Here is a 20,944-nt window from a genome sequence, read left to right on the forward strand (position 1 = left end):
GTGAGCGCGGTCATGACGCTCGCCGCGGACGGCTACAACGGCACGGTGCTCAACGGGGCACTCCTCGTCGCGCTGCCCGTCGCGCTGCTCGGCGGTCTCGTCTCCTTCTTCTCCCCGTGCGTCCTGCCGCTGGTCCCCGGCTACCTCTCCTATGTCACCGGCGTCACCGGCACCGACCTCGGTGAGGCCCGGCGCGGCCGGATGGTCGCGGGTGCCTCGCTGTTCGTGGCCGGCTTCACCGCCGTGTTCGTCTCCGGCGGCGCCCTGTTCGGCTACTTCGGGCAGACGCTCCAGGAACAGCAGGGCGTCTTCTCCAAGGTGCTGGGCGTGCTGATGATCCTCCTGGGGGTCTTCTTCATGGGCCTGATGCCCTGGATGACCCAGCGGGAGTTCCGCTTCCACCGCAGGCCGGTGACCGGGCTGGTCGGCGCCCCGCTGCTCGGCGCGTTGTTCGGCATCGGCTGGACGCCGTGCATCGGCCCCACCCTCGCCTCCGTCCTCGCCCTGTCCTCGCAGCAGTCGAGCGCGGGCCGCGGGGCGGTCCTGACCGTCGCCTACTGCCTGGGCCTCGGCGTCCCCTTCGTGCTCGCCGCGGTCGCCTTCCGCAAGGCCCTCGGCGCCTTCGGCTGGGTCAAGCGCCACTATGTCTGGGTGATGCGGGCCGGCGGCACGATGATGATCGTGACCGGCCTGCTGCTGCTGACCGGCGCGTGGGACGCCCTCGTGCAGGACATGCAGTCCTGGTCCGCCGGCTTCACTGTGGGGATCTGATCCATGAGCAAGAGCACCATCAGCACCGCGTCCGGTGACACGCCGGCCGCCACCCCCGACGAGCAGGACCTCGGCGCCGCCGGCTCCCAGCTGTCCACCGCCCCGGCGGAGACCCTCATGGGCGGGCCGGCCCTGGGCGTGATCGGCTGGGCCCGCTGGCTGTGGCGGCAGCTGACCTCCATGCGGGTCGCCCTGCTGCTCCTGCTGCTGCTCGCGCTCGGCGCGATCCCCGGCTCGCTGATCCCGCAGTCCGGCACCGACGCCACCAAGGTCGCCGACTTCGAGAAGAACCACCCCACCCTCGCGCCGATCTACGACAAGCTCGGCCTCTTCCACGTCTACAGCTCGGTGTGGTTCTCCGCGGTCTACATCCTGCTGTTCGTCTCCCTCATCGGCTGCATCGTGCCCCGCACCTGGCAGTTCGTCGGCCAGTTGCGCGGCCGCCCGCCGGCCGCCCCCAAGCGGCTGACCCGGCTGCCCGCGTACACCACCTGGCGCACCCGGGCCGAGCCGGAGGAGGTGCGCGAGGCCGCGCTGGCCCTGCTGAAGAAGCGCCGCTTCCGCGCCCACGCCGTCGGTGACGCCGTCGCCGCCGAGAAGGGCTATCTGCGCGAGGTCGGCAACCTCGCCTTCCACATCGCGCTCATCGTGATGCTGGTCGCCTTCGCCTGGGGCCAGTTGTTCAAGATGGAGGGCAACAAGCTGATCGTCGAGGGCGACGGCTTCTCCAACACCCTCACCCAGTACGACGACTTCAAGTCCGGCACGCTCTTCAGCACCGACGACCTGGAGCCGTTCAGCTTCACCCTGAAGGACTTCACCGGCACCTACGAGGCGTCCGGCCCCAACCGGGGAACCCCGCGGATCTACCGGGCGGCCGTCACCTACAGCGAGGGCGCCTACGGCAAGGACAGGCAGACCCTCATCGAGCCCAACCACCCGTTGGACATCGGCGACTCCAAGGTCTACCTCACCGCCCACGGCTACGCCCCCGTCGTCACCGTCCGGGACGGCAAGGGCAACGTCGTCTACCAGGACGCCGTACCGCTGCTGCCGCTCGACTCCAACGTCACCTCCTCCGGCGTGATCAAGGTGTACGACGGCTACCGCAACGCCAAGGGCGTCAGCGAGCAGCTCGGCATCCAGGCCTTCCTCCTGCCGACCTACGTCCCGGGCAACGAGGTGTCCTCCGCGTTCCCGGCGCTGCTGAACCCGGTGCTGAACCTCCAGCCCTACCACGGCGACCTCGGCGTCAACTCCGGCATCCCGCAGAGCGTGTACCAGCTCGACAAGTCGCACATGAAGGGCTTCAAGGACGCCAAGGGCCTCCAGACGCGGGAGAACCTCAAGCCCGGCGAGACCATGGCCCTCCCGAACGGCGCCGGGTCGATCACCTACGAGGGCACCAAGGAGTGGGCGAACTTCCAGATCACCCGGCAGCCCGCCAGCGGCTGGGCGCTCGCCGGAGCCCTCACCGCGATCTTCGGCCTCGCCGCCTCCCTGTTCATCCAGCGCCGCCGCGTGTGGGTGCGGGCGGTGCGGGGCGCCGACGGGGTGACGGTCGTGGAGATGGCCGGCCTCGGCCGCAGCGAGTCCGCCAAGGTGCCCGAGGAGCTCGGCGACCTCGCCGGGATCCTGTACGACCAGGCCCCCGGGGCGCCCGATCCCGAGGACGACCCCGCCGCATCCCCCGACCCCCAAGCCGTACCTGCCGAAGGGGCTGAGAAGTGACTCTCGCCGCCGCAACCGAGTTGGCCGCCGCCACCAACGAGAACCTCGCGAACATCAGCAACACGCTGATCTACTCCGCGATGGCCGTCTACACCCTGGCCTTCTTCGCGTACATCGCCGAATGGCTGTTCGGCAGCCGCAGCAAGGTCGGCCGCACCGCCGCCGCGCTCACCGCGCGGACCGCGGCGAAGACGGCCCCGGCCGTCACCGTGCAGAAGGCCGGGGGCACCGCCGTACTGGAGCGGCCCGAGGTCGTCGTACGCGCCGTGTCCGGCGCGCGGGACGTGCCGGACGGGCCGGGTGCGCACGGCGGGGACGAGCAGGGCGACCTCTACGGGCGGATCGCGATCTCCCTCACCGTGCTCGCGTTCCTGATCGAGTTCGGCGGGGTGCTGGCCCGCGCGTTCTCGGTGCAGCGGGCGCCGTGGGGCAACATGTACGAGTTCAACATCACCTTCTCCACGGTGGCCGTCGGCGTGTACCTGTCGCTGCTGGCGCTGAAGAAGAACGTGCGCTGGCTCGGCCTGTTCCTGACCACCACGGTCCTCCTCGACCTCGGTCTGGCCGTCACCGTCCTGTACACCGCGAGCGACCAGCTGGTCCCCGCGCTGCACTCGTACTGGCTGTACATCCACGTCTCCACCGCGATCTTCTGCGGCGCGGTGTTCTACGTCGGCGCGGTCGGCACGATCCTGTACCTGTTCAAGGACTCCTACGAGAGCAAGCTCGCGAGCGGTGGAAAGCCGGGGAAATTCGCGAACTCCGTCCTGGACCGCCTGCCCTCCGCGGCCTCCCTCGACAAGCTCTCCTACCGTGTCAACGCGGCCGTCTTCCCGCTGTGGACGTTCACGATCATCGCGGGTGCGATCTGGGCGGGCGACGCCTGGGGCCGCTACTGGGGCTGGGACCCCAAGGAGACCTGGTCCTTCATCACCTGGGTCGCCTACGCCGGCTACCTGCACGCCCGCGCCACCGCCGGCTGGAAGGGCCGCAAGGCCGCCTACCTGGCGCTGATCGCCTTCGCCTGCTGGCTGTTCAACTACTACGGCGTCAACCTCTTCGTCAGCGGCAAGCACTCCTACGCCGGCGTGTAGCCCCCGGGCGGCAGCCCGCCCCGAAGGCCGGTTCGCGTGACTCGGGTCACGGGAACCGGCCTTCGTCGTCCGGACAGATGGAGGGGCGTGGACACACATCTGCGGAAGCGCATCCGTGCGGGGGACCACGCCGCCTTCGGTGAGCTCTTCGACGCCTACGCGCGCTCCGTCTACAACCATGCCTACCGGCTCACGGGGGAGTGGGCGGTCGCCGAGGACGTCGTCTCGCTGACCTTCCTGGACGCCTGGCGGCTGCGCGGCAGGGTCGACGAGGAGGGCGGCTCGCTGCGCCCGTGGCTGCTGGGCATCGCCACCAACGTCACCCGCAACACCCGGCGCGCGGCCCGGCGGCACGCGGCGGCGATGGCCCGGCTGCCGCGCGAGGACGCCGTACGGGACTTCGCCGACGAGGTCGCGGGGCGGGTCGACGACGCCGCCCGCCTCGACCTCGTCCGCACCGCGCTGGCGGCGTTACGGCGGCCCGAGCGGGAGGTGCTGGCGCTGTGCGTGTGGGCCGGGCTGGACTACGCGGCCGCGGCCGAGGCGCTGGGGGTGCCCGTCGGCACCGTACGGTCACGGCTCTCCCGCGCGCGGACAAAGCTCGCGAAACAGATGGAACCGCCCGGGTTCCACGGACAGATGAGAGGTGACCGCACCACCGCGGTCAGGCCCCTGAGGGAGGGAAACCGATGAGCCGACTGCCTGAACAGGACCTTCCGCCGGGCCGTCACCGACTCCTCAAGGAGCATCTGATGACCGAGATCCGGCAGGAACCCATCGAGGCCCCCGTGCGCCGGCGCTTCCTGCGCACCGCCCTGGTCGCGGGCGCCGTCGCCGCCGCCGTCGCCGCCACGCTCACCGTGGTGCCGTCCGACGAGGACTTCGTCCCGCCCGCCGTCGACCCCTCCCCGGGGGTCACCCGGTTGCTGGAGGACGCGGCGCTCGCCGCCGAGCACGAGAAGGCGCCGAAGGTCCGCGACGACCAGTACACCTACGTCAAGTCCCGGGCCGCGTGGGGCATCTCGGCGCGCACCTGCGAGGTCGCGACAGCCGGACCGTTGCAGACCCGGGAGGTCTGGCGGTCCGTCGACGGCGAGCGGGAGGGGCTGGTGCGCGACACCGGGGTCGGCACCCTGCCGATCGAGCCCGACCGGGACTCCAAGCGGACCTACCGCAGCCTGGAGAGCCTGCCCACCGACCCCGAGGAGATGCTCGCCTGGCTGTACCGGAACAAGGAGGGCGAGGGGCACAGCGCCGCGTACCGCGCCTTCGACCTGGCCGTCGAGACGGCGGGCGAGACCGTGCTGCCGCCGAAGGTCAGCGCGGCGCTCTACCGGGCGGTCGCCAGGATCCCCGGCGTGGTGCTGGTGAAGGACTCCGTGGACGCCGTCGGCCGGCACGGCACCGCCGTCGGCTTCGTCGAGGGCGACACCTCGCGCCGGGAGCTGATCTTCGACCGCAGGACCCTCATCCTGCTCGGCACCCGGGACGTGGTCCTCAAGGACTCCCCGACCAACCCCGGCCAGGTCTGCGACGGCATGATCAAGGCCGGCTCGGTCCAGGGCACCAGCGCGGTCCTGGAGCGCGCCTTCGTGGACAAGGCCGGCGAGCGTCCCTGACGGGCACGGGTCGCGTCCCCAAGGGGTGCGCGACCCCCGGCCCCGGGTACAGGCTGGTGTCATGACCGGTTCCGTCGAGCAGGGCATCAGCCAGAGCCGCGGAAGCACGCGCATCCTGCACTTCCTGGTGCGGCTTCCCCGGTCCATGGAGGCGGTCTGGCCGGCGTTCGCCACCCCGGAGGGGCTCGGTGCCTGGTGGACGGCCGTCGACGTCCTCGAACCCCGGCTCGGCGGCACGGTCGCCCTGCGCGGTGTGGGCGCCGGGCAGGTCACCGCCTGGGACGTGGACCGGGTCGCCGAGTACACGGTGCAGGGCGGCGGCCGGATCCGTTTCCATCTGGAGCGGGGCGCCGAGGACGGCTCGGCACTGCGCTTCACCCACGAACACCAGGGGGAGGTCCCGGGCGAAGGGGGGACCGAGCCCGCCTGGCGGGCTCGGTTCGAACAGTTGATCGATCTCGTCGAGCGGGGTGGCCCCTGACCGCGCCGACGGGTCAGGGCAGTCGGCTCCAGAAGTCCAGCCGGTGCTCGCGGCGGTAGTCGACCGGCCCGATCCGATCCGGCGCCAGCGACTGCGTGTACGGCCGGCCGGCCGGACCCGGGCGGTGCGCCGGCCAGGCGGGCAGGCCCGCCCCGCCCGGCGCGCCGCGGTGGGCGAACGCCGCCCGGTAACCGGCCATCGTCGCCGACAGCCGACGCTGCGCCGGGGTGGACAGCGGCTCGGCCACCTCGTCCTCGAACAGGTACGGGATGTCGCCCGCGTGGTAGGCGCCGAAGTCGAACTCGCCCGGCAACGCAGGAACATGGGGGCGTCGCGGTCGGCGAACTCGTAGGCGTACACCGGCACGTGCGGCGCCAGCGCCTCGTGCTGGGCGTGTGTGCCGCGCGCCCACATGCGGTCGGTGATCACGGTGGCCCACCCCAACCCGGGCGAGCCGAACGCACGCCCACGCCCTCGTCCGCCGCTTCGGAATCATGTACATGATTTGGAACCGGCGCATCTGGATGGCCAACCGCCCGGGCGCCGGCTGGCAGCCCTACCGGGGCGCCAACCCCCACACCGACCACGTCCACTTCAGCTTCTCGTGGGCCGGCGCCCGCAAGGAGACGAGCTGGCGGAAGGGCCCGGTGGTGCCGGACCGGCGGCAGCGGCTGGCGGTGGGGATGTCGACGGACGGCCGGTTGGAGGTGTTCCACGGGGCGGTCGACCAGATCTACCACACGTACCAGCATCAGCCGGGGGCGCGTGGTCGGGTCGGCGGGCCTTCGGGGGAGCGGCGGGCACGTTCCTAGGACGGCGGCAGGCACTCCCGCCCCGGCGGCTTCCCCTCCGGCCAGGCGACGCGCACGAAGCGGGAGCCGCCCTCGGGCATCAGCTCCACGATCGGCACGGCCTTGTCGTACGGGTTGCCGTGCACGTCCAGGCAGATCCAGCCGCTCGCCCCGTTCACCCGCAGCGAGCCCTTGACCTGCGGCCATTGCAGGCCCACGTCGGTCAGCGGGGGCACGGTCGAGCCCGGCGGGGTGGCCTCGCGGATGCCGTGCACGGCCAGCCGTACCGCGTCGTACGCGATGATCAGCTGCCCGTCCTCCAGGGCCGTGTCGCCGATCGGGCCGACGGGCTCGCGTGTGGCGCGGGCCAGCAGGTCGGTCAGCGTCCGCGCGTCGCCTGCCGAGCCGCCCGGCCCGGCGGGGGTCTTCGGCCAGGTGTCCGGGTGGGCGAGGGCGGTGTAGCGCACGGAGAGGTTGTGGGTGAGGGCCGCGCGGTCCAGCTTCTTGTCGCCGGACAGGTACGAGCCCTCGTCGCCGGTCAGCAGCGTGAACTCGCGGTCCTGGCAGCCTCGGGTGCCGAGCGCGTTGATGAACTGCCGCAGCTGTGTGTGCCGGCCGGCGAACAGGATCGTGTCCGTCTCCGGCGAGGTGTCGCACACCAGGTGCGTGATCTGCCGGAAGGTGTTCGCGGTGGTGCCCTCCCGGGTGCGGTCGGCGGGCGGCGTGAACGGCTGCGGCTCGTACGGCGAGCCCTTGATCAGCTGCGCGAACGACCGTTGCAGCGTCCGCGTGTACGGGTCGCCCGGCTTGTCGTACACCAGCAGCGCCCGCCCCGCGCCGACCTTGGCGAAGGAGGCCAGGGCGCGGGCCTCGTCGGTGTTGGTGGGGGAGACCCGGGCGAGGCCGGGAAAGGGGTCCTTGCCCTGTCCGTTGGCGAGGTCGTCGGCGGTGATGGAGGCGCCGACCACCGGGATGCCCAGCCGGGTCAGCTCCGCCACGGCCCGCTTGTTGTTGTCGGTGCTCGTGCCGATCCCGGCGACCGCCCGCAGCCGGTGCTCGCCCTTGGCCATCTTCGCCAACTGCTCGACCAGCAGCGGCCAGTGCTCACTGGTGGCACCCGGGTTGGCGAGCACCAGCCGGATCGCCGGCGCCTGCCCGTTGGAGGTGTGGTTGGCCTGCCACTGCGCCAGATAGGCGCCCTGCACCTCGTGCAGGATGTCGCTGAGCGTGGAGGGGTTGGTCGCGGTGTACGGCAGCATCAGCGCGACCGTCACATAACTCCCCTCCTTCAGCCGGTCGTTCTCCCGGTCGATCGCCCGCACCGCCTCCCGCAGCTGGGGCCGCCCGAAGTGGTACGCGGTCGAGGTCACGCCCACGCACTCGTCGCTGCTGTCGGGACGGGCCACACCGGGCGCGCAGGAACGGTCCTCCTCCAGCAGCTTCGGTACGGCGACGCCGGCGCCGGCCGCGAGCACGACCGTGACCAGCACGGCGACGTACCGGTAGAGGCGTATCTCCCAGATCTCCCGCAGCCGGCGTCTGAGCGGGCTGCCGTCTCGCCGTGCCATCACGCCTCCCCGTCCCCGTCGTCGGATCCGTCGTCGGCCGGTGTGCGCAGGGGGCGGCCGACGCGGGCGTCCCGGGGCCAGGCCTGGGACGTCGCGAACAGCAGCGCGCCCCCGGCGGGCCGCAGATCGGACAGTTGCAGCAGTTCGAACTCCAGGCGGCCGCACACCCGCGGATCGGGCAGCACCAGCGGGTCGGTGACCTGCCACACCGCGTGCAGCAGCCGCCGTACGCGCAGGTGCAGCAGTGCGTCGACGCCGTCCGGCGGCCGGTGGTCGGCGTCCGTGCGGCCGAGCGCGATCGCCGCGCGGTGGTCGTCGTGGCCGGCCGTGTCGCGGCCCTCGTCGTCGTGCGCGTGGAAGTACGGCGCCGAGGCGAGGAAGCAGAGGGTGTCCAGCCAGGTGCGGGTGTCGAGGGCGGGGAAGGTGTCGCGCAGGTGGGCGATGGCACCGGCGGTGTTCCCGAGGGCCAGCTCGTGGTGGAGGCGGTAGCGGGCGCGGGCGGGATCGTCGCCGCCGCCCTGGTCGTAGTGCCGGATCAGCGTCTCGTGGACCTCCCGCCAGCCGCTGTGGTCGGCGTCGCGGTGGTGCAGGCGCAGCAGCAGGAGGGTGCGCACGAACCGGTCGCCGACGAAGTGGCCCGGCGCGGCCGGCAGCCCCTCCTCGGCGAGGCGCACCCGCAGGGACCGTACGCCCGAGGCGCCGAAGTCGTCCGGCAGGTGGGCGGCGGCGAGGGCGACGGCGGAGTCGTGGTCGTGGGCGGCGGCGAGCACGGTCAGTTCGTCGAGACGGTCGGCCGGGACGAGGCGGCGCAGCAGCTCGCCGTAGGCGGCACGGCCCTCGGCCTGGCCCTCCTCCAGCCGGACGCGCGAGGTGAGCAGCCGGGCCGGGGAGCCGGCCAGGCCGGGGTGCTGCCGGGCGGCCGTGGCGAGCAGGACGATGCCGAGCGGGTTGCCGCCGGTCAACCGGTGGGTGGCGTGCGGGAGGTGGGGCGGCACCTCGATGTCGTCGCAGGCCGCGCCCACCATGTGCAGGGTGTCGTCGGGGGACAGCGGCGGCAGCGGCACCAGCAGCGCCCGCGAGGACGGGGAGCTGCCCGGCTCCCACTCGGTGGCGCGGGCCACCTCCGGCAGCTCCCGGTGCACGGCGTCGGCCAGCGCCGGCAGGTCGGTGCCGCGGACGGTGGCCACGCACACCACCTGGTCCGCGATCCCCTCGGCCCGGTCCCGCAGCACCGCCTTCAGCAGACCGGGGCCGGGCCCGCCGGGCGCGTTGTCCAGCAGCACCAGCGGCCGGCCCAGGCGCCGCAGGTGCGAGCCGAGCCCCGAGTAGGCCTCGGCCAGGTCGGCGAGCAGCGCCCGCACCAGCCAGCGTTCGGCGTGCTCGCGCGAGGTGTTGCCGGCCCGGAAGTTCCCGGCGAGCAGCAGCAGGCCGCGCTTGGCGTTGCCGCCGGCGTTCGGGTAGGCGCGGTACCAGGTGGACGGTTTCTGCTCCTTGTGGGAGCCGAAGCCCTCCGACAGCCCCTCCAGGGTGGCTTCGATGGCCGCCGCCACGAACGGCCCCTGTCCGCTCGCCGCGCCGACGACCTGCGCCGCGACCCGGGTGGCCCACCGCCCGGCCAGGCTGAAGCGCGAGCCGCGCTCGTTCAGCAGCAGGATCCGCACCAGCTCGCGGCGGATGCGGTCGGAGTCGGCCCGCCCGCTCCAGTCGCTGGCCCGCACCGCCACCAGCCCCGCCGTCAGCCGGGGGAAGCTGAGCTGCCCGGCCGCCTTCACCGGCTCGGTCAGCTGCTCGGCCAGCACCAGCAGCGCCTGCCACACCGGCGACCAGGACTCCGGGTTCTCCTCGTGCGGCGGCCGGGCGAACTGCTCGTCCTCGCAGTCGATCAGCGCGACCGGGGTGCGCTTGCGGGTCTCGCCCCTGCGGGTGCGCTCGGTGTAGGCGTCCCGCAGCTCGGCGAGCACCGCGCTCTTGCCGAGCCCCCGGCCGCCCGCCAGCACCAACAGCGGTAACTCTTCAGCGTGTTCGGGCTTGGTGGCGAAATGCTCGTACGGCCGCAGCCCGACGAGCCGTGGTATCAGACCGGTCGGCTCGACATCGAACAGCGCCCCCCGCCCGTACAACCGTCCGTGCACCGCACCTCCCCCAAAGCCGGTCCCGACGCAAGCGTAAGGAGAGGGAGTTGGTGTCGGCCAGATCGCGTGGTGTCCGTCTGGTTACGAAATTTCCGCCGGGCCGCCGGGATGGTCCGGGTAGGAGCGATTTGTACCCGTCGGTCCTCTCAGCGCAGGCGCGAGGACGACAGGATCGACAGCAGGTGGGCCGGGACCATCAGCCAGGTGATGGCGGCGATCGCGGCCAGCGCCCAGCGGGTCGGCTCCAGGCCGCCGGTCACCGTGTCCGCGACGGCGACGACGAGCAGGACGAGGGAGGCCTCGATGCCGTTGGTGACCCGGTGGATCTTGAACGCGGCGGCGAGCCGGCGCACCGAGGCGACGCCCGCCGAGCGGGGCCGGGTCGCCTCGTCGTCGGCGACGGCGAGCCCCCGGCGGGCACGGGCCACGTCCACCAGGTCGGTGGAGGCCTTCAGCAGCACCACACCGAGCGCGGTGGCGAGCCCCAGGGAGACCCAGCCGTCGAAGCCCTCCCAGCCGCCGAGGCCGGTCTCGGCGGCCCGGAAGCCGAAGCCGATCATCAGCGCCGCGTCGGCGAGGTAGGCGCCGAGCCGGTCGACGTAGATGCCGGTCGCGCTGTTCTGCCCCTTCCAGCGGGCGACCTCGCCGTCCACGCAGTCGAAGAGCAGGAACAGCTGCATGAAGAGGGCCGCCAGCACGGCACCGGGCAGGCCGGGAATCAGCAGCGCGGCGCCGGAGAGGATCCCGCACACCACCATCGTCCAGGTCAGCTGGTCCGGGGTGACCGGGGTGCGCACCAGCTGCCGGGTGAACCGCAGCGAGATCCGCCGCATGTACAGCCGGCCCGCCCAGTGTTCGCCGTTGCGGCTCGCCAGCTTGGCGTGCGGCTGGCACACCTCACGCAGCTCCTCCAGCACCGGAGCAGCAACCATGTCCGATTCCTTCCACGGGGCCAACCGCCCCTGACGCGGCGACGACCGGCACAGGTTACCTGCCCGTCTCCGGCGCCTCTCGGCGCTACGAGGCGTGACGTTGCCCTGGCGTTCCGGCACCGGGAGCATGGAGTCATGAAGCCCACGGACAAGGCAGAACAGGCGGATCGGGTGGACCGGGAGACGGCCCGCGCCTGGCTCGCCACCGCCGTCGCCGAGGCCCGCGCCGGTCTCGCCGAGGGCGGCATCCCGATCGGCGCCGCGCTCTACGGCCCCGACGGCACGCTCCTCGGCCGTGGCCACAACCGCCGCGTCCAGGACGGCGACCCCTCCCTGCACGCGGAGACGGCCGCCTTCCGCGCGGCGGGCCGCCGGCGGACGTACCGGGGCACCACGATGGTGACCACCCTCTCCCCGTGCTGGTACTGCTCCGGCCTGGTCCGGCAGTTCGGCATCTCGCGGGTGGTGATCGGTGAGGCGACCACCTTCCACGGCGGCCACGACTGGCTGGCCGGACACGGCGTGCGGGTGCTCCTGCTGGACGATCCCGAGTGCGTCGCGCTGATGCGCGACTTCATCGACAAGAACCCGGCCCTGTGGAACGAGGACATCGGTGAGTGAACCCCGCATCCCCACGATCGACCTGCGCCCATGGCTGTCGGGTGACGCCGAGGAGCGCGCCGCCATCGCGCGCACCGTCGACGACGCCCTTCAGCGCGCCGGGTTCCTGCTGGTCACCGGGCACGGCGTGGACCCGGCACTCCGCGCCCGCATCCGGGCGGCGGCACGGACCTTCTTCCTCCTCCCGGAGGCGGTGAAGCAGACGTACGCGGCGAAGGTCGGCGGCCGCGGCTGGCTCGGTCCCGGCGCCGAGGCCAACGGCTACGCGGAGGGCACGCCGACACCGCCCGACCTCAAGGAGTCCCTGACCTTCGCCACGCACGAGCCGTTCGACGACCCGGTCGTCAACGCCGAGTGGTACGCGCCGAACGTGTGGCCGGCGCAGGTGCCGGAACTGCGGGCGCTGTGCGAGGAGTACCTGGAAAGGATGGCCGAGCTGGAGAGGCGGCTGCTCTCGCTGCTCGGCGAGGCCCTCGGCCTCGAACCGGACTTCTTCTCCCGCCACATGGACCACCCGACCTACGGCTTCAACATCAACTGGTATCCGGGCACGGACGTCGTCGGTGCGCCGCGGCCGGGCCAGTTCCGCATCGGCCCGCACACCGACTTCGGCACGGTCACCGTCCTCGACCGCCAGGCCGGCAAGGGCGGGCTCCAGGTCCACACGGACGACGGCGGCTGGCAGGACGCGCCCTACGACCCGGAGGCGTTCACCATCAACATCGGTGACCTGCTGGCCCGTTGGACGGGGGACCGCTGGCGGTCCGGCCGGCACCGGGTGCTGCCCCCGCCCGCCGACGCCCCCGCCGAGGAGCTGATGTCCCTCGTCTACTTCGGTGAGTGCACCCCGGGCACACGCGTGGAGTCCGTCCCCGCACCGGTCGGCCGGGTGGCGTACGAGCCGGTCGACTCCCACGTGTACCTGCGGGAGAAGCTGAACTCCATCACCGTGGAGTGACGTCCGCGCCGTGTTACGGCGGCCGGAAGGCGGCCGTCCTTCGACGCGTTCGCCGGCGGACGGCGAAAACCCGGCGAAAAGGGTGGGAACCTAGGGCGTCGAAGGGCACGGAGAGGCGGGACGATCAGTGGGGAAGCACGCATTCCACGGTGGGGGCCGGTCCTCGGGTCCGTCCTTCGGGGACGTGGAGCACCTCGACGGCTTCCCGCCCCTGCCGCCGGAACTCTCCCCGCACGCCCGGGATCTGGCCCTGGCGCTGCGGGGCCTGTTCGCGGCCACACGGCTGACCCTGCGGGAGTTCGCCGTCCTCCACCACCTCGGCCCGCCCTCGGTCGCCCGCTGGCTCAACGGCGAGCGCATCCCCGACAAGCAGTTCCTGGACGTCCTGATGAGGTCGGCCTGCGAGCGCAACGGCGGTGGCGTCTCCGCCGAGTTACAGGCGCGCCTGTACCGGCGCCACCGTGACGCCCTGCTCACCGAGCGGCCCGCCCGGTACGCCGAGCAGCTGGCCGGAGACCGCCTGGAGGCCGCCGTCGTCGACCGGGAACGGGCCGAGCTGCGCGTCCGTGACCTGGAACGGAGCCTGTCCCGGCACCGGCAGGAACTGGACGAGGCCACCGCCCGCCTCCACGACGGCCGCGAGGCCGAGCCCGACGTCCGCCGCGAGCGGCTGCGCGCGACGGTCGAGGAGCTGGAGGAGGCGCTCGCCGCGGCGGTCCGGGAGCGCGACGAGGCCCGGCTCCGCTGCACACGACGGGAGGCGGAACTCGCCGCCGCGGAGGAGCCGGACGACGGCGTCCCGCACCCCGCCGGGTTCTTCGCCACCATGGCCCGCCGCCAGCTGGACCTGCTGCACCGCCAGCTGACGCTGATCACGGAGCTGGAGAACAACGAGGCCGACCCGGACCAGCTGGAGAAGCTCTTCCGGGTGGACCACCTGGCCACCCGGCTGCGGCGCACCGGCGAGACGCTCCAGGTCCTGGCCGGCGAGCGGCCCGGACAGGGATTCGCCGAGCCGGTCCCGCTGGTCGACGTGGTGCGCGCCGCGTCCTCCGAGGTGGAGCAGTACGAGCGGATCGAGCTGTCGGACATCCCGCAGGTGGGGGTCGCCGGCGATGCCGTGACCGGACTGATGCGTCTGCTGGCGGAGCTGATGGAGAACGGGACACGGTTCTCCCCGCCGGGGACCAGGGTCCGCGTGGGCGCGGTCCGGCTGTCCGACGGCCGGCTCCTGGTCGAGATCCACGACCAGGGCGTCGGCCTCACCGCGGAGGGCCTCGCGGCCGTCAACCACGGGCTGGCCCACCCGCCGTCCGCCGTGGACACCACGGCGGCCCGGGGGGTGGGCCACGTCGTGGTGGCCCGCCTGTGCGCGCTGTACGGCTTCCACGTCGAGTTGAGACACCACGACACCGGGCCCGGCACCACCGCGGCGGTGCTGCTGCCCCAGTCCCTCGGCGCGGGTCACCCGGATCCCGGCCGGCCCGGGAGCGACTGGGGCTGGAGCACTTCCCCCGCCTAGCGGGCCGAGGACCGCTGTCAGCCGAAGAACGCCTGGTCGCCCCCGAAGCGGACGGCCGTGCAGTACAGCTCGGCCGCGTTGTCGCAGTTGATCCGGGCCGGCGGCGCGCTGTAGGTGTGCTCGCAGACGCGGTGCATCTCGATGGGACCTCCGGGAAAGGACAGGAAGCGGACGGGACGACGACGAGACGGTCGTTCGCCCCCTCGATCCCTCGGCGCCCACCCGGCGAACCGCGGTTCACCCGCATGCCCCGCCATGCCACCCGAACGGGTAGACCGCCGGTGACCTGCGCGGATCGGCAGAACCGATGGCCCCATCGGCACAACGCCCCACTGGCGCGTGGACCGCCCCCGCCGCCCGTCCCTACCGTCCTGGACATGACCTCACAGAACAGGGCCACGGCCCAGCTCACGACCGCGATGGTGCTCTCCGGCACCCTCGGCGTCTTCGTCGTCGAGTCGGGTGCGTCGCCCTTCAACGTCGTGTTCTTCCGCGTCCTGTTCGGCGCGCTCGCCCTCGGCGGCTACGTCCTCGCCCGCGGCTGGCTGCGCGACCACGGCTTCACCCCGCGCACCCTCGGCCTCGCCGTCCTGGGCGGCGTGTTCATCGTCTTCAACTGGGTGTTCCTCTTCGAGGCGTTCGAGAACACGTCCATCTCGGTGGCGACGGTCGTCTACCACACCCAGCCGTTCTACGTCGTCCTGCTCGGCGCCCTCCTCTTCCGCGAGCGCCTCACGGCCGCCAGGGCCGGCTGGATCGGCCTCGCCTTCGCCGGGCTGGTCCTCGTCTCCGGCGTGACCCCGGCCGACTTCACCGGCGGCGACGGCCGTTACCTCCTCGGCGTCGGCCAGGCCCTCCTCGCCGCGCTCCTCTACGGCCTGTCCACGCTCGTCACCAAGCGGATCACCGGGGTGCGCCCGCACCTGATCGCCCTCGTCCAGGTCCTGGCCGGTATCCCGCTCCTGCTGCCCTTCGCCGATTTCGCCGCGATGCGCGGCACCGGCGCCGACTGGGGCTGGCTGGCCGGCCTGGGCCTGATCCACACCGGCCTGATGTACGTCCTGATGTACGCCGCCTACGCCCAGCTGCCGACGTCGAAGATCGCCGTCCTGGCCTTCGTCTACCCGGCCGTCGCGATGGTCGTCGACCGGGTGGTGTACGGCCACCACATCGGCCTCGTCCAGGCGCTGGGCGTGCCGCTGATCGTGCTGGCGAGCCTGCGGGTCACGCTTCCTCGGCCACGAGCCGCCGCGCCTGCTCCAGGAACAGCCGGGCGTGCGCCGGAAGCCGCTTCCCGGCCCGCCACGCCAGCTGCGTGCGAAGCGTGAACGGCGGCTCCCACGCCAGCCGTACGAGAGTGCCCCCGGCGAGTTCGGCGGCGACCGTCACCTCGGGCAGCAACGCGATCCCGAGGCCGGCCGCCGCCGCGCGCTTGGTGGCCTCGATCGTGCCGAACTCCCTGAACTCCACCGGGGCGAGCGCGGTCAGCTCCCGCTCGAACAGGTCCCGGTAGGCGCAGCCCGGCTCGGTGGCCAGCAGCGGCTCGCGGACCAGGTCCGCCGTCGTGGCCCTCCGCCCGGCCAGCGGATGCCCGGGCGCCGCGACCAGCGCCAGCGGCTCCACCGCGAGCACCTCCGCCTCCAGCCCCGCGTGCTCGGTCTCCGCCTCCATCAGGAACCCGAGGTCGTACGTCCCCTGCCGCAGCGCCCGCCGCGTCTCGTCGCCGAGAGTGGGGCGCAGGGAGAGGCGGACCTTCGGGTAGCGGTGGTGGAACAGCTCCAGCAGCGGCGGCAGCCGGTACGAGGTCAGCGACTCCATCGTCCCGACGGCGAGCGTGCCCGACGGCTCCTCCGCCTCGGCGACCGCCGCCCGCGCCTCCTCGGCCAGCTCCCGCATCCGCCGCGCGTACGGCAGCAGCCGCTCGCCCGCCTCGGTGAGCCGGATACGGCTGCCGAGCCGGTCGAAGAGCTGGGTGCCCAGGGCGTCCTCCAGGGCGCGGACCTGGCCGGTCACGCTGGACTGGGCGTAGTTCAGCTCGGCCGCGGCGCGGGTGAAGCTGAGGACGGCGGCGACCTTCTCGAAGGTGGCCAGCAGCCGCAGCTCCATGTCAGGGCTCGTCCCGCTTCTGGTCGTCGTCCTTGTCGCTCTTCCCGTCCTCGTCGAGGGACTTCAGGAACTCGGGGTTGTCGTCGGGCGCGACCCACTGCCGCCGTGACCGGTCGGCCCGCACGCCGGACCAGCCCTCGGCGGCCGGGCTGCGCCGCTTGCCCGCGATGAGCCAGGAGATCGAGCCGACGAGCGGGAACAGCAGCACGAGGATCGCCCACAGCGGCTTGGGCATGTGGCGGATCTCGTCGTCCTTGGTGCTGATGCAGTCGATGAACGCGTACACGCTCAGCGCCAGCGGCACGAGGAACATCAGTACCCGGAGCATGGGGCCTCTCCAGCGAAGTGGTCGTCGGGGCCACGAGCACGGGCCCCAGGTACTGGGCCAGGGTAGCCGCTCGTAGATACTTGACCCCATGGCTTACGACGATCTTCGTTCCCTGCTCAGGGCACTGGAACGCGAAGGCGACCTCAAGCGCGTCAAGGCGGAGGTCGATCCGTATCTGGAGGTCGGGGAGATCGTCGACCGGGTCCAGAAGTCCGGCGGTCCGGCGCTGCTCTTCGAGAACGTCCGCGGGTCCTCCATGCCCCTCGCGATGAACGTCTTCGGCACCGACCGCCGCCTGCTCAAGGCGCTCGGCCTGAAGTCGTACGCGGAGATCAGCGAGAAGATCGGCGGTCTGCTGCGCCCCGAGCTGCCGCACGGCTTCGTCGGCGTGCGCGAGGCGTTCGGCAAGCTCGGCGCGATGACCCACGTCCCGCCGAAGAAGGTGAAGGACGCCCCCGTGCAGGAGGTCGTCCTGCACGGCGACGACGTGGACCTGGAGCGGCTGCCCGCCCTGTTCACCTGGCCCAAGGACGGCGGCTCCTTCTTCAACCTGGGCCTGACCCACACCAAGGACCCCGAGAGCGGGATCCGCAACCTCGGGCTGTACCGCCTCCAGCGCCACGACAAGCGCACGATCGGCATGCACTGGCAGATCCACAAGGACAGCCGCAACCACTACCAGGTCGCGGCGCGCCGGGGCGAACGCCTCCCGGTCGCGATCGCCTTCGGCTGCCCGCCCGCCGTGACGTACGCCTCCACCGCGCCCCTCCCCGGGGACATCGACGAGTACCTCTTCGCCGGGTTCCTCGCGGGCAAGCGGATCGAGATGGTCGACTGCAAGACGGTCCCGCTCCAGGTGCCGGCGCAGGCGGAGGTGGTGCTGGAGGGCTGGCTGGAGCCCGGCGAGATGCTGCCCGAGGGCCCCTTCGGCGACCACACCGGCTTCTACACCCCGCAGGAGCCGTTCCCGGCCCTGCGGATCGACTGCGTGACGATGCGCAGGCGCCCGCTGCTCCAGTCCATCGTCGTCGGCCGTCCCCCGACCGAGGACGGCCCGCTGGGCCGCGCCACGGAACGCTTCTTCCTCCCCCTGCTGAAGATCATCGTCCCGGACATCGTGGACTACCACCTGCCCGAGGCCGGCGGCTTCCACAACTGCGCGATCGTCTCGATCGACAAGAAGTACCCCAAGCACGCGCAGAAGGTGATGCACGCGATCTGGGGCGCCCACATGATGTCCCTCACCAAGCTGATCGTGGTCGTCGACTCCGACTGCGACGTCCACGACCTCCACGAGGTCGCCTGGCGCGCCCTCGGCAACACCGACTACGCCCGTGACCTCACGGTCGTCGAAGGACCGGTCGACCACCTGGACCACGCCTCCTACCAGCAGTTCTGGGGCGGCAAGGCGGGCATCGACGCGACGAGGAAGTGGCCCGAGGAGGGCTACACGCGCGACGGCGGCTGGCCGGACATGGTGGAGTCGGACCCGGACACGGCGGCGCTCGTGGACCGGCGCTGGACGGAGTACGGACTGTGAGCGGCGCCTCCGCCGCCATCCCCCGGCCGGGGCGCACCAAGGCGTTCCTGCGCCTGGTGATGATCGAGCACTCGGTCTTCGCGCTGCCCTTCGCCTACATCGCCTCCCTCACGGCGATGTTCCAGCTGGACCGCGACGTCCACTGGGGCCGGCTGCTCCTGGTCACCGTCTGCATGGTGGGGCTGCGCACCTTCGCGATGGCCGTGAACCGGATCATCGACCGGGAGATCGACGCCCGTAACCCGCGCACGGCCAACCGCGAACTGGTCACCGGCGCGGTGTCGGTCCGGCACGCCTGGACCGGAGCCCTCATCGCGCTGGTGGTCTTCCTGGGCGCGGCGGCCCTCCTGAACCCCCTGTGCCTGGCCCTCGCCCCGGTCGCCGTCGTCCCGATGGTCGTCTACCCGTACGGCAAACGGTTCACGAACTTCCCCCAGGCCATCCTGGGCCTGGCCCAGGCGATGGGCCCGGTCGGCGGCTGGCTGGCGGTGACGGGCTCCTGGTCCTGGGACGCGGTGATCCTCGGCCTGGCCGTCGGCATCTGGATCGGCGGCTTCGACCTGATCTACGCCTGCCAGGACGTCGAGACCGACCGCGAGATCGGCGTCATGTCGGTCCCGGCCCGCTTCGGCATCCCGGCCGCGATCCACGCGGCCCGCGTCTGCCACGCCCTCACCACGGCCCTCCTCGCCTGGTACGCCCTCGCCACCGACGCCGGCGCCTTCTTCTGGCTGGGCCTGCTGATCGTGGCCGCCGCGTTCCTCTACGAGCACACCATCGTCCGCCCCCACGACCTGTCCCGCGTGAACAGGGCGTTCTTCTCCGTCAACGGCTTCATCGGCATTGCCCTGTTCGTGTGTGCGCTGCTGGATCTGGTGGTTCGGGGTCTGACCGTCTGAATAGCGTGCGGCCTACCATCGAGGGCAGGACCCCAGGGAGGACACCGTGACCGTCTCGGACCTTGATCGCCTGCACTCGCAGCTCAGCCGGTTCGAGGACATGTTCCCCGGCTATCGCATGGAGATCGTCGAGGGCAACATCATGATGAGTCCGGTCAAGCCCCACCACGCCAAGACCATTCGGCTGGTCTGGAATGACCTGGAGGCTCAGCTGGGCGCGGAGTGGGACTTCGCCAGTGATGTCGCGTTCCCCTTCGACGAGGAGAACGAGTTCTGCCCCGATCTGGCCGTCATTCCGGCGCCGGAGGCGGCGAAGAACGAGGGCGCGTACTCTCCCGACCTCATCGAGCTGGTCGTCGAAGTCGTCTCCCAGGGCAGTATTCGTCGCGACTACGAGGTAAAGCCCCGCTGGTACGCCGCCCGAGGCATCGCCAACTACCTGGTCTTCGACCCCCTCCAGGGCCACGTCGTCACCATGTGGAACCCCGGCCCCGACGGCTACCGCGGTCGCGACACCATCCCCCACGGCCCCGACCTGACCGTCGACTGCCCGTTGGGGAAGCTGACGGTCCCCACGGCCGGGCTTCCCGTCGATCCGAACGCGCCCCACCGGTCCTGAAGACCTTTCCGCTCACCGGTACGCTCAAGGTGTGAACGCAGGAGAAACGCAGCGCGTGCCTTGGATCGTGGGGGTGTCCGGGGCGTCCGGTACGCCCTATGCAGCCGCTGTGCTGCGGGCGCTGCTCGCGGGGGGCGAAAGCGTGGACCTGGTGGTCAGCCGGGCCTCGCGGCTCACGTTGCTCGACGAGACCCAGATCTCCTTCCGGGACGCGCACTGGCAGGACGACCTGCGGGAATGGCTGGCCAGGGGAGCCGACGGGAAGCCGGACAGCTTCGACGTCGATGTCACGGGGGTGCGGTACTGGGGCGCGGGGGACCTGGCCGCAGGGCCGTCCTCGGGGTCGTACCCGACGAAGGGGATGTTGATCGTGCCGGCTTCGACGGCCTGCGTCGCGGGCGTCGCCCTCGGGCTGTCGAAGGACCTGCTGCAACGCGCCGCGAGCGTGACGCTCAAGGAGCGCCGCCCGCTCGTCGTCGCCGTCCGGGAGACCCCGCTGAACGGGCAGACCCTGCGCCACCTGGTCGCCCTGGACGACGCGGGCGCGAGCGTCGTGCCCGCCTCCCCCGCCTTCTACGCCGGCGCCACCCACATCCAGGACCTGGTCGACTTCGTCGCGGGCCGGGTCCTCGACGCGGCGGGGGTCGCGCACGGCCTCTACCGCCGTTGGGAGGGCGAACTCGGCGGCGGCGGAACCCGGACACCGTGAGCGCCATCTGAGCAAGTCGCAGTACCTCTCATCACCCCAGGAACTCATTCGGAAGGCTTCGATTCGCATGGACGCGGTGGACAGGCAGCTCATCCAGGCCCTGAGGGAGAACGGCCGGGCCTCCTACGCGGAGCTGGGACGCCTCGTCGGCCTGTCGGGGCCCAGCGTCACCGACCGCATCAACCGGCTGGAGGCGGCCGGCGTGATCACCGGCTACCGCGCCACGGTGAACTCCGCCTCGCTCGGCCTCGGCGTCACCGCCCTCATCGGCATCTCCCTCTCCGACGCCGCCGACCACGAGGACGTGGCGGCCCGGCTGAAGGACTTCGGCGAGATCGAGGACTGCTGGTTCATCGCCGGCGACGACTCCTTCATGCTCAAGGTGCGGGCCAACGACGTGGACGGCCTGGAGAAGATCATCCGGCGGCTGTCCGGCACCAAGGGCGTCTCCCGGACCCGTACGACGATCGTGCTCTCCACGAAGTGGGAGAACCGTGTGGGTGACCTTCCCGAAGAGGTCTAG

General features: G+C 72.0%; 22 protein-coding genes. 16 read left to right on the forward strand and 6 right to left on the reverse strand.

Annotated elements, in window-relative coordinates; all coding sequences use genetic code 11:
- The 6 genes from ALMP_RS31310 (at position 1) to ALMP_RS31335 (ending at position 5,696) form a co-directional block, all read left to right on the forward strand.
- Positions 1-771 (forward strand): cytochrome c biogenesis CcdA family protein, encoded by a 771-nt coding sequence (locus tag ALMP_RS31310; RefSeq protein ID WP_264934533.1) that lies wholly within the window; start codon positions 1-3, stop codon positions 769-771.
- A gap of 3 nt (positions 772-774) precedes the next feature.
- Positions 775-2,502, forward strand: coding sequence for a cytochrome c biogenesis protein ResB (locus ALMP_RS31315; protein ID WP_264934535.1), 1,728 nt, complete (start codon positions 775-777; stop codon positions 2,500-2,502).
- Complete coding sequence (gene ccsB / locus ALMP_RS31320; protein WP_264934537.1) at positions 2,499-3,596, forward strand: c-type cytochrome biogenesis protein CcsB; 1,098 nt, start codon at positions 2,499-2,501, stop codon at positions 3,594-3,596. The genes ALMP_RS31315 and ccsB overlap by 4 nt, the downstream gene beginning before the upstream one ends.
- Before the next feature lie 87 nt (positions 3,597-3,683).
- A complete protein-coding gene (locus ALMP_RS31325) occupies positions 3,684-4,289 on the forward strand; it encodes an RNA polymerase sigma factor (protein ID WP_264934538.1) in 606 nt (201 codons plus the stop codon).
- Complete coding sequence (locus tag ALMP_RS31330) at positions 4,286-5,215, forward strand: CU044_5270 family protein (protein WP_264934540.1); 930 nt, start codon at positions 4,286-4,288, stop codon at positions 5,213-5,215. The genes ALMP_RS31325 and ALMP_RS31330 overlap by 4 nt, the downstream gene beginning before the upstream one ends.
- 61 nt (positions 5,216-5,276) lie before the next feature.
- Complete coding sequence (locus tag ALMP_RS31335; RefSeq protein ID WP_264934542.1) at positions 5,277-5,696, forward strand: SRPBCC domain-containing protein; 420 nt, start codon at positions 5,277-5,279, stop codon at positions 5,694-5,696.
- Positions 5,697-5,709: 13 nt separating this feature from the next.
- Here ALMP_RS31335 and ALMP_RS31340 read toward each other — a convergent pair whose 3' ends face one another.
- Positions 5,710-6,009 (reverse strand): carboxylesterase family protein, encoded by a 300-nt coding sequence (locus ALMP_RS31340; RefSeq protein WP_264934544.1) that lies wholly within the window; start codon positions 6,007-6,009, stop codon positions 5,710-5,712.
- Positions 6,010-6,190: 181 nt separating this feature from the next.
- Here ALMP_RS31340 and ALMP_RS31345 point away from each other — a divergent pair, with 181 nt between their 5' ends.
- Positions 6,191-6,508 (forward strand): hypothetical protein, encoded by a 318-nt coding sequence (locus tag ALMP_RS31345; RefSeq protein WP_264934546.1) that lies wholly within the window; start codon positions 6,191-6,193, stop codon positions 6,506-6,508.
- Here ALMP_RS31345 and ALMP_RS31350 read toward each other — a convergent pair.
- The 3 genes from ALMP_RS31350 to ALMP_RS31360 form a co-directional block, all read right to left on the reverse strand.
- Positions 6,505-8,055 (reverse strand): hypothetical protein, encoded by a 1,551-nt coding sequence (locus tag ALMP_RS31350; protein ID WP_264934547.1) that lies wholly within the window; start codon positions 8,053-8,055, stop codon positions 6,505-6,507. The genes ALMP_RS31345 and ALMP_RS31350 overlap by 4 nt on opposite strands.
- A complete protein-coding gene (locus tag ALMP_RS31355; RefSeq protein ID WP_264934549.1) occupies positions 8,055-10,187 on the reverse strand; it encodes a hypothetical protein in 2,133 nt (710 codons plus the stop codon). Before ALMP_RS31355 ends, ALMP_RS31350 begins: the two co-directional genes overlap by 1 nt.
- Positions 10,188-10,333: 146 nt before the next feature.
- On the reverse strand, positions 10,334-11,119 hold the full coding sequence (locus ALMP_RS31360; RefSeq protein ID WP_264934551.1) for a CDP-alcohol phosphatidyltransferase family protein: 786 nt from the start codon (positions 11,117-11,119) through the stop codon (positions 10,334-10,336).
- 135 nt (positions 11,120-11,254) lie between these two features.
- On the opposite strand from ALMP_RS31360, the gene ALMP_RS31365 reads away from it, so the two are divergent.
- The 4 genes from ALMP_RS31365 to ALMP_RS31380 all read left to right on the forward strand — a co-directional run bounded on the left by ALMP_RS31365 (position 11,255) and on the right by ALMP_RS31380 (position 15,548).
- Positions 11,255-11,740, forward strand: coding sequence for a nucleoside deaminase (locus ALMP_RS31365; RefSeq protein WP_264934552.1), 486 nt, complete (start codon positions 11,255-11,257; stop codon positions 11,738-11,740).
- Positions 11,733-12,698: an isopenicillin N synthase family oxygenase gene (locus ALMP_RS31370; RefSeq protein ID WP_264934553.1), complete on the forward strand. Its 966-nt coding sequence runs from the start codon at positions 11,733-11,735 to the stop codon at positions 12,696-12,698. The genes ALMP_RS31365 and ALMP_RS31370 overlap by 8 nt, the downstream gene beginning before the upstream one ends.
- 127 nt (positions 12,699-12,825) lie before the next feature.
- Positions 12,826-14,220, forward strand: a complete 1,395-nt coding sequence (locus ALMP_RS44225; protein WP_309299560.1) for an ATP-binding protein — start codon at positions 12,826-12,828, stop codon at positions 14,218-14,220.
- 377 nt (positions 14,221-14,597) lie between these two features.
- Complete coding sequence (locus ALMP_RS31380; RefSeq protein ID WP_264934554.1) at positions 14,598-15,548, forward strand: DMT family transporter; 951 nt, start codon at positions 14,598-14,600, stop codon at positions 15,546-15,548.
- Here ALMP_RS31380 and ALMP_RS31385 read toward each other — a convergent pair.
- Complete coding sequence (locus ALMP_RS31385; protein WP_264934555.1) at positions 15,445-16,326, reverse strand: LysR family transcriptional regulator; 882 nt, start codon at positions 16,324-16,326, stop codon at positions 15,445-15,447. The genes ALMP_RS31380 and ALMP_RS31385 overlap by 104 nt on opposite strands.
- A gap of 1 nt (position 16,327) precedes the next feature.
- A complete protein-coding gene (locus ALMP_RS31390; RefSeq protein WP_264934557.1) occupies positions 16,328-16,654 on the reverse strand; it encodes a PLD nuclease N-terminal domain-containing protein in 327 nt (108 codons plus the stop codon).
- 88 nt (positions 16,655-16,742) lie between these two features.
- On the opposite strand from ALMP_RS31390, the gene ALMP_RS31395 reads away from it, so the two are divergent.
- From ALMP_RS31395 to ALMP_RS31415, 5 genes are all read left to right on the forward strand, one after another.
- Positions 16,743-18,194, forward strand: coding sequence for a menaquinone biosynthesis decarboxylase (locus ALMP_RS31395; RefSeq protein WP_264934559.1), 1,452 nt, complete (start codon positions 16,743-16,745; stop codon positions 18,192-18,194).
- Positions 18,191-19,093: a menaquinone biosynthesis prenyltransferase MqnP gene (mqnP, locus tag ALMP_RS31400; RefSeq protein ID WP_264934561.1), complete on the forward strand. Its 903-nt coding sequence runs from the start codon at positions 18,191-18,193 to the stop codon at positions 19,091-19,093. Before ALMP_RS31395 ends, mqnP begins: the two co-directional genes overlap by 4 nt.
- 46 nt (positions 19,094-19,139) lie before the next feature.
- Positions 19,140-19,712, forward strand: coding sequence for a Uma2 family endonuclease (locus ALMP_RS31405; protein ID WP_264934563.1), 573 nt, complete (start codon positions 19,140-19,142; stop codon positions 19,710-19,712).
- 55 nt (positions 19,713-19,767) lie between these two features.
- Positions 19,768-20,421 carry a UbiX family flavin prenyltransferase gene (locus tag ALMP_RS31410; protein WP_264934564.1) on the forward strand — a complete coding sequence of 218 codons (654 nt, stop codon included), beginning with the start codon at positions 19,768-19,770 and terminating at the stop codon, positions 20,419-20,421.
- Positions 20,422-20,488: 67 nt separating this feature from the next.
- Positions 20,489-20,944 carry an Lrp/AsnC family transcriptional regulator gene (locus ALMP_RS31415; RefSeq protein WP_264934566.1) on the forward strand — a complete coding sequence of 152 codons (456 nt, stop codon included), beginning with the start codon at positions 20,489-20,491 and terminating at the stop codon, positions 20,942-20,944.

It is taken from the genome of Streptomyces sp. A012304 (assembly GCF_026008495.1).
GTDB lineage: Bacteria > Actinomycetota > Actinomycetes > Streptomycetales > Streptomycetaceae > Streptomyces.